We start from the raw sequence: 6,324 nt of genomic DNA, 5'->3' as shown, positions 1-6,324 counted from the left end.
GGCATCGAAGCCCTGTTCGGCCAGCATGTCGGCGCGCTGGCGTTCGTAGTCGCCCAGGCCATCCCAGTCGTGCACGATCACCACCGTGCCGCGGGCTTCACCCTGGGCGGCGCTGTAGTAGCCTTCGAAGGCCTCGTCGCCGACCTCGTAGACGGTGTCGCTACCGGCGGGGGTAAAGGCGTGGGCGCCATTGGCAAGGCCCAGTGCTGCCAGCAGCGTGAAGGAGAAGAGGGCAGGGCGCATAGGGAGCTCCTGTGTGGTGTGGCGAGTGTTGAAGCCGTGGCGGACTTGAGTATAGGCGATGGGCGGCGGGGCATGGCCGGCAACGTTGAACGCGCCAGACGTTTGCTGCGTTGGGTTCTCCATCTTTGATAAGGGGTTGGCGCCGTGCAGCAAGGGTCAAACGTTGGTATGGGGGGCTTGTGTTTTGCCTCCGGGCCTTCCAGATTTAAGGGGTGTCCTTGATTCGTAACCAGACGTAAAACAATTAGGCGTAGATAGCCGGATGCAGTTAACCGGTGCAGTAAACCGGACGTAGGCAACCACACGTACTTAACGAGAGTGAGAAGAACAAATGAAGAAGAGCGTTTTGGCGATGGCAATCGCTGCCTCCAGCGTGGCATTCGCTGGCGCGGCGCAGGCGGAGGTCAAGATCGGTTTCATCGGCGGCTTCACCGGCCCGATCGAGAGTCTGACCCCTCCGATCTTCGAAGGCGCGCGGCTGGCGGTGAAGCAGATCAACGAGCAAGGCGGCATCCTGGGCGGGCAGGAATTGGTCATGCCCAATGCCGACACCACCTGTAGCGATGCTTCGGCGGCTTCCAACGCGGCGGACCGCATGGTCAACACCGAGAACGTCACGGCCATTGTGGGTGCGCTGTGCACCGGGGCGACCGTGGCCGCGGCCAACAGTGCCGCCGTTCCCGGTGGGGTGGTGATGGTTTCACCGGCTTCCACCGCACCGGCGGTGACCGAGCTGGACGATAACGACCTGGTGTTCCGTACCGTGCCCTCGGATGCCTATCAGGGCGAGATCCTGGCCAAGCTGATGCTCGAAAAGGGCTTCGACGAGGTAGCGGTGACCTACGTCAACAACGACTACGGTCAGGGCCTGGACGACGCCTTCACCGCAGCCTTCGAGGCGGGCGGCGGCACGATAGCCGAGAACCTGGCCCACGAGGATGGCCGCGCCGACTACCGCTCCGAGCTCGGTTCGCTCTCCTCCAGCGGCGCCCAGACCCTGGTGGTGCTGGCCTACGCCGACGGCTCGGGCCAGACCATCCTGCGCCAGGCCTACGAGAGCGGCGCCTTCACCCAATACGCCGGCGCCGACGGCATGGTCGGCTCGTCGTTGGTCGACGCGGTGGGGGCGGATGCCCTCGAAGGCATGATCGCGACCCGCCCGGGTAGCCCCGAACTGCCGGGTACCGAGATCTTCGGCCAGGCTGCCGAGGAAGCCGGCTTTGATCCCAGCGCGGTGTTCGCTGCCCAGGCTTACGACGCCGCCTTCCTGCTGGCGCTGGCTATCGAGCAAAACGGCAATGCCGAGCGCGAAGGTCTTTCCGAAGCGCTGCGCAACGTTGCCTCCGCTCCGGGTGAAGTCGTCCTGCCCGGCGAGTGGGAGAAGGCTCTGGAGCTGATCGCGGCCGGCGAGGAGATCAACTACGAGGGCGCATCGGGCAGCCACGAGTTCGACGACAACGGCGACGTACCGGGCGTGGTGCTCGAGATGGCCGTCGAGGGCGGCGACTTCGTCGGCAAGGGCCTGATTCAGGACTAACGCCAGCCTGAAGCAGCAAGTGCAAGCAAAAGCCCCGGCGGAATGACCCGCCGGGGTCTTTCATTTTGATGGGGCTTCTTTCGAAAAGTCGTCGAGCGAAGGCCAGACAAGGCAAAAATCAGCGAAAGGACGGAGTTTACAGTTGTAAATGAGTACCTTGAGCTGATTTTTAACGCCGTATGGCCGAGCGCAGACAGTTTTCGGTGAAGCCTAACCGTGGTGTTTCACTTTCTCGGGCAACAACCCTTGCGGCGCGAAGCGCAGCACCAGCGTGATGAGCAGGCCGATCACGAACACCCGGGCCTGCAGCGCGCGGCTGTCGAGGTTGCCTGGTGGCTCCCAGCCGAACCAGCCCTCACCGATGGCGGCCGCCCCGTGCATCACGAACAGCGCCAATGGCTCGGACATCAGCCAGATGATATAGACCGCCACGGCGCCGAAGATGGTGCCCAGGTTGTTGCCGGGCCCACCCAGGATGACCATCACCAGCACCAGGAAGGTGTGGTTCAGCGGCAGGAAGCCGTTGGGGTCGAAGATGCTGTTGAACGAGGCCAGCGCACCGCCGCCGATGCCCATCAGGATGCAGCCCAGCACGAAGATTTCCAGGCGGCGGCGGTTGATGTCCTTGCCCATGGCCGCGGCGGAGATCTCGTTGTCGCGGATGGCGCGGATCATGCGCCCCCAGGGGGCGTGATAGGCACGGTGCAGCAGGAAGAAGATCACTGCGATCATCACTGCCGTGACCGACAGGTACAGCGCGCGAGCCAGGGTGAAGCCCAGTTCGCTGGGGCCGGGCGTGGGCCAAGGTAGCGGCGAGACAGTGGCGGTGCCGCGGGTCAGCCAGTCGGAGTTCTTGAGGAAGGCCTTGATGATCTCGGCGATGCCGAGAGTGGCGATGGCCAGGTAGTCGCTGCGCAGCCCCAGGCAGATATGACCGATGAAGTAGCCGATGACGCCGGCCAGCGCGCCGCCGACGATCCAGCCGCTCCAGGCCGGCAGCCCCAGGCCGCCGATGAAGCCGGCGCGGGACTCGATCTCGGCGGTGACGCCCCGCAGCATGCTGATCACCACCAGGTAGAGCACCACGGCCAGCACGATGGCGATCAGCGTGCGCAGCTTCTTGGGCACGCCGATGCGGTCGAGCTTGGTGGCGCCATAGACGATCAGAATGGCGGCGGCCACGTAGAGCAGGGCCAGGCCCAGCTCGCCGGGCAGCTCGGTCCCCCAGAAGGCGTCGTTGACCGGCACGCTGAAGAACATGGTGGCAAAGCTGCCCAGCGCGACGAAGCCCATCACGCCGGCATTGAACTGACCGGCATAGCCCCACTGGATGGTCAGGCCCAGGGCCAGGATGGCATAGCAGGCGGCTTCCACCAGCATGCGCGTGCTATAGGCGGTTCCCATCACGGCGTAGACACCGAGAACCGCCGCCAGCAGGGCGCCGAACAGGATGACTTCGCGCAACGGGAAGCGCGACGGCGTGGCGACGATATCTTCGCGGCGTTCGGTCGATTGTGTGCTCATCAGATCACCTTTCCCTTGAAGAGGCCGGTGGGGCGCCACACCAGGATCGCCACCAGGATGAAGAAGGGCACCACGATCTTGTACTCGGTGCCGACGAAGGCGAGGTTGCCGGCCTGGGCCAGCCATTCGGGCAGGCTGTCGCGGAACGGGCGCAGCAGCACCGACCAGTTGAACACCGCCAGTGTCTCGGCGAAGCCGACCACGAAGCCGCCGGCGATGGCGCCGTAGGGATGGCCCACGCCGCCGACGATGGCCGCGGCGAAGATCGGCAGCAGCAGGAAGAAGCTCAGGTCGGGCTTGAAGGTCACGTCGAGCGACAGCAGGGTGCCGGCGATGGCCGCCAGGCCGCCGGCGATCACCCAGGTCACCGCTACTATATGGTTGGTATTGATGCCCGAGGAGCGCGCCAGGTCGGGGTTGTCGGACATGGCGCGCATCGCCTTGCCCAGCCGCGTACGGTTGAGGAAGAGGTGCAGCCCCACCACACTGACGATGGTCAGGATGAACAGGATGATCTGCGGTTCGGTGATGGTGATGGGCCGGGTGGCCAGCTCGAACGGTACCTCGAGGCGGTAGATCTCCTTGCGCTCACCGGCCAGGTACAGGTTCTGCGCGCTGGTGCCGGAGAACAGGCGGATCAACCCTTGCAGCATCAGGGTCACACCCAGCGAGCCGATCACCATGACGATGGGCTTGACGCCGTGGGCGCGCAGCGGCTTGTAGAACGCCTTGTCGATGCCCACCGCAAGCAGGGCAGTCAGCACGATGGCCAGCGGCAGCATGACCACGGGCGTGGGCAGCCCCACCACTCCGCCCACGCCGGGGAAGGCCATGGTCAGCAGCAGCACCATGAAGGCGCCGAAGGTCATCATGTCGGCATGGGCGAAGTGGGCGAAGCGCATGATGCTGAAAACCAGCGTCACGCCGATGGCGCCGATGGCGTAGATCGAGCCGGACACGCTGCCGGCGACGATCACGTTGTTGATGAAGAATACCAGTTCGTTCACGACTCACTCTCCAGTACGGCTCCGGGCTCAACCGCCCAGGAAGCTCTTGGCCACTTCCGGGTCGGCGAGCAGGGCGGCGCCGGTATCCGTGAAGCGGTTCTTGCCGGCAGCCAGCACGAAGCCCTTGTCGGCGATGGCCAGGGCCTGCTTGGCGTTCTGTTCGACCATGAGGATGCCCACGCCAGCGGCGTTGATCTCCTTCACGCGCTCGAAGATCTCGTTCATGTAGAGCGGTGACAGGCCGGCGGTGGGCTCGTCGAGCAGCAGCACGTCGGGTTCGGCCATCAGCGCGCGGCCCATGGCGACCATCTGCCGCTGGCCGCCGGAAAGCTCGCCGGCGGGCTGGTGGCGCTTGTCGTAGAGCGGAGGAAAGAAGTCGTAGACCTGCCCCAGCATGCGCTTGACGTTGCCCGGCTTGAGGAAGGCGCCCATCTCCAGGTTCTCCTTCACCGTGAGGCTGGGGAAGACGTTCTTCTCCTGGGGCACGAAGCCCATGCCCTTCTGCACGAGCTTGTTGGGTGGCAGGTTATGGATCGGCTCGCCGCGCAGCAGAATTTCGCCCTGGCTGACGGTGAGCAGGCCGAAGATGGCCTTGAGTATGGTCGACTTGCCGGCCCCGTTGGGGCCGACGATCACGCCGACCTCGTTGGCCTCGATCGACATGTTCACCCCGTTGAGGATGTTCATGCCGCCGTAGCCGCCGTGCACGTCGCGTGCTTCGAGTAATGGCATCGTGGATTCTCTGCGCTGTCGTTGCTGTTCTTCTTGTCGGTCTCAGCGGGCCTGACCGCTGCCCTCAGGCAGCATTGGACCCGAAGTAGGCTTCGATCACCTGAGGATTGTTCTGGATCTCCTCGATGCTGCCCTCGACCATCACGCTGCCCTGGGCCAGCACGATCACGGGGTCGCACAGACGCGCGATCATCTCCATGTCGTGTTCGATGACCAGGAAGGTGTAGCCCATCTCGCGGTTGAGCCGTTCGATGTTGCTCACCAGGTCGCCCAGCAGGGTGCGGTTGACCCCGGCGGCGATCTCGTCGAGCAGTACCACGCGGGCATCGGTCATCATGGTGCGGCCGAGTTCCAGCAGCTTCTTCTGCCCGCCGGAGAGGTTGCCGGCCAGTTCGTTGCGCACGTGGTGCAGGCCGATGAAGTCGACCACCTCGAGCGCGCGGCGGCGGACCGCGGCTTCTTCGCGGCGCACCAGCCCCGGCTTGAGCCAGGCGTCGAAGAGATTCTCCCCGGCCTGCCGGGGCGGCACCATCATCAAGTTCTCCAGCGCGGTCATGTGGGAGAACTCATGGGCAATCTGGAAGGTGCGCAGCAGGCCCTTGTGGAACAGCTCGTTGGCGGGACGGTTGGTGATGTCCTCGCCATCGAGCAGGACCTGGCCGCTGTCGAGGGGCAGGGCGCCGGCCATGATGTTGAACAGTGTCGACTTGCCGGCCCCGTTGGGGCCGATCAGCCCGGTGATCGAGCCTTTCTCGACCTGGATCGAGCAGTCGTTGATGACTTTCAGGCCACCGAAGGCCTTGTGAACGTGCCTGACGTCGATGATGGATGGCATGTTGGTTCCTGCACAGTTATTCCTTTCCGGAATCGTTGTTAGGAAAATGCCGCACAGTTGGGGCCGGGCGGCGTATATCGAGCCGCCGCCCGAAGGCGGCGGCAGGTTTTGTTCTACTGTTCCTGGCGGTTGCCGGCCAGGAGGGTGCGGCCAATGGCGAAAGCGCCGACGATGGCCAGTGCGCCAATGGCTGGAAACAGGTAACCCTCGACCTGCGGGATGGTGCGCAGGAACACGAAGGCCACTGCCGCCGGCGCCACGAAGCGCACCAGGAAGCGCCAGACCTGGAACCAGGTCTCGCTGGTGCGCATCTCCTTCATCACCTCGGAGTGGGTCAGTGCCCAGCCGGCAAACAGCGCGATAAGCAGGCCGCCCAGCGGCATGAAGATATTGGTCAACAGCTCGATGAAGTCGAAGCCGCTACGGCCGAACAGGGTGTGGAAGAG

At 64.5% G+C, this 6,324-nt stretch carries 5 protein-coding genes and 2 pseudogenes; 1 reads left to right on the top strand and 6 read right to left on the bottom strand.

Translation table 11 applies throughout. The features are described 5' to 3' along the window. Nucleotides 1-243, bottom strand: a pseudogene (locus tag HBJ55_RS16310) (dienelactone hydrolase family protein); the annotation flags it as partial. Nucleotides 244-574: 331 nt separating this feature from the next. Here HBJ55_RS16310 and HBJ55_RS16305 point away from each other — a divergent pair. Next, the gene (locus HBJ55_RS16305) at nt 575-1,780 is read left to right on the top strand and encodes an ABC transporter substrate-binding protein (RefSeq protein WP_167117312.1); all 1,206 of its coding nucleotides are present in this window, start codon (nt 575-577) and stop codon (nt 1,778-1,780) included. Between the two features lie 210 nt (nt 1,781-1,990). Here HBJ55_RS16305 and HBJ55_RS16300 read toward each other — a convergent pair whose 3' ends face one another. From HBJ55_RS16300 to HBJ55_RS16280, 5 genes and pseudogenes are all read right to left on the bottom strand, one after another. Continuing rightward, the gene (locus HBJ55_RS16300; RefSeq protein ID WP_167117309.1) at nt 1,991-3,304 is read right to left on the bottom strand and encodes a branched-chain amino acid ABC transporter permease; all 1,314 of its coding nucleotides are present in this window, start codon (nt 3,302-3,304) and stop codon (nt 1,991-1,993) included. Further along, complete coding sequence (locus HBJ55_RS16295; protein WP_167117306.1) at nt 3,304-4,311, bottom strand: ABC transporter permease subunit; 1,008 nt, start codon at nt 4,309-4,311, stop codon at nt 3,304-3,306. The genes HBJ55_RS16300 and HBJ55_RS16295 overlap by 1 nt, the downstream gene beginning before the upstream one ends. A gap of 27 nt (nt 4,312-4,338) precedes the next feature. Beyond that, nucleotides 4,339-5,043 carry an ABC transporter ATP-binding protein gene (locus HBJ55_RS16290; RefSeq protein ID WP_167117303.1) on the bottom strand — a complete coding sequence of 235 codons (705 nt, stop codon included), beginning with the start codon at nt 5,041-5,043 and terminating at the stop codon, nt 4,339-4,341. A 64-nt stretch (nt 5,044-5,107) separates the two neighbouring features. Further along, nucleotides 5,108-5,878 carry an ABC transporter ATP-binding protein gene (locus HBJ55_RS16285; RefSeq protein ID WP_167117298.1) on the bottom strand — a complete coding sequence of 257 codons (771 nt, stop codon included), beginning with the start codon at nt 5,876-5,878 and terminating at the stop codon, nt 5,108-5,110. A 113-nt stretch (nt 5,879-5,991) separates the two neighbouring features. After that, nucleotides 5,992-6,324, bottom strand: a pseudogene (locus tag HBJ55_RS16280) (sodium-dependent transporter); the annotation flags it as partial.

Source organism: Billgrantia bachuensis (assembly GCF_011742165.1).
In the GTDB taxonomy this organism is placed as follows: Bacteria; Pseudomonadota; Gammaproteobacteria; order Pseudomonadales; family Halomonadaceae; genus Halomonas; species Halomonas bachuensis.
Note: the sequence above shows the minus strand (reverse complement) of the source record. Positions and strands in the feature narration are given on the sequence as shown.

Bases quoted from the DNA above. Each gene is read 5' to 3' on its own strand.
- HBJ55_RS16305 (WP_167117312.1), top strand. From the start codon at position 575: ATGAAGAAGAGCGTTTTGGCGATGGCAATCGCTGCCTCCAGCGTGGCA.
- HBJ55_RS16300 (WP_167117309.1), bottom strand. From the start codon at position 3,304: ATGAGCACACAATCGACCGAACGCCGCGAAGATATCGTCGCCACGCCG.
- HBJ55_RS16290 (WP_167117303.1), bottom strand. From the start codon at position 5,043: ATGCCATTACTCGAAGCACGCGACGTGCACGGCGGCTACGGCGGCATG.
- HBJ55_RS16285 (WP_167117298.1), bottom strand. From the start codon at position 5,878: ATGCCATCCATCATCGACGTCAGGCACGTTCACAAGGCCTTCGGTGGC.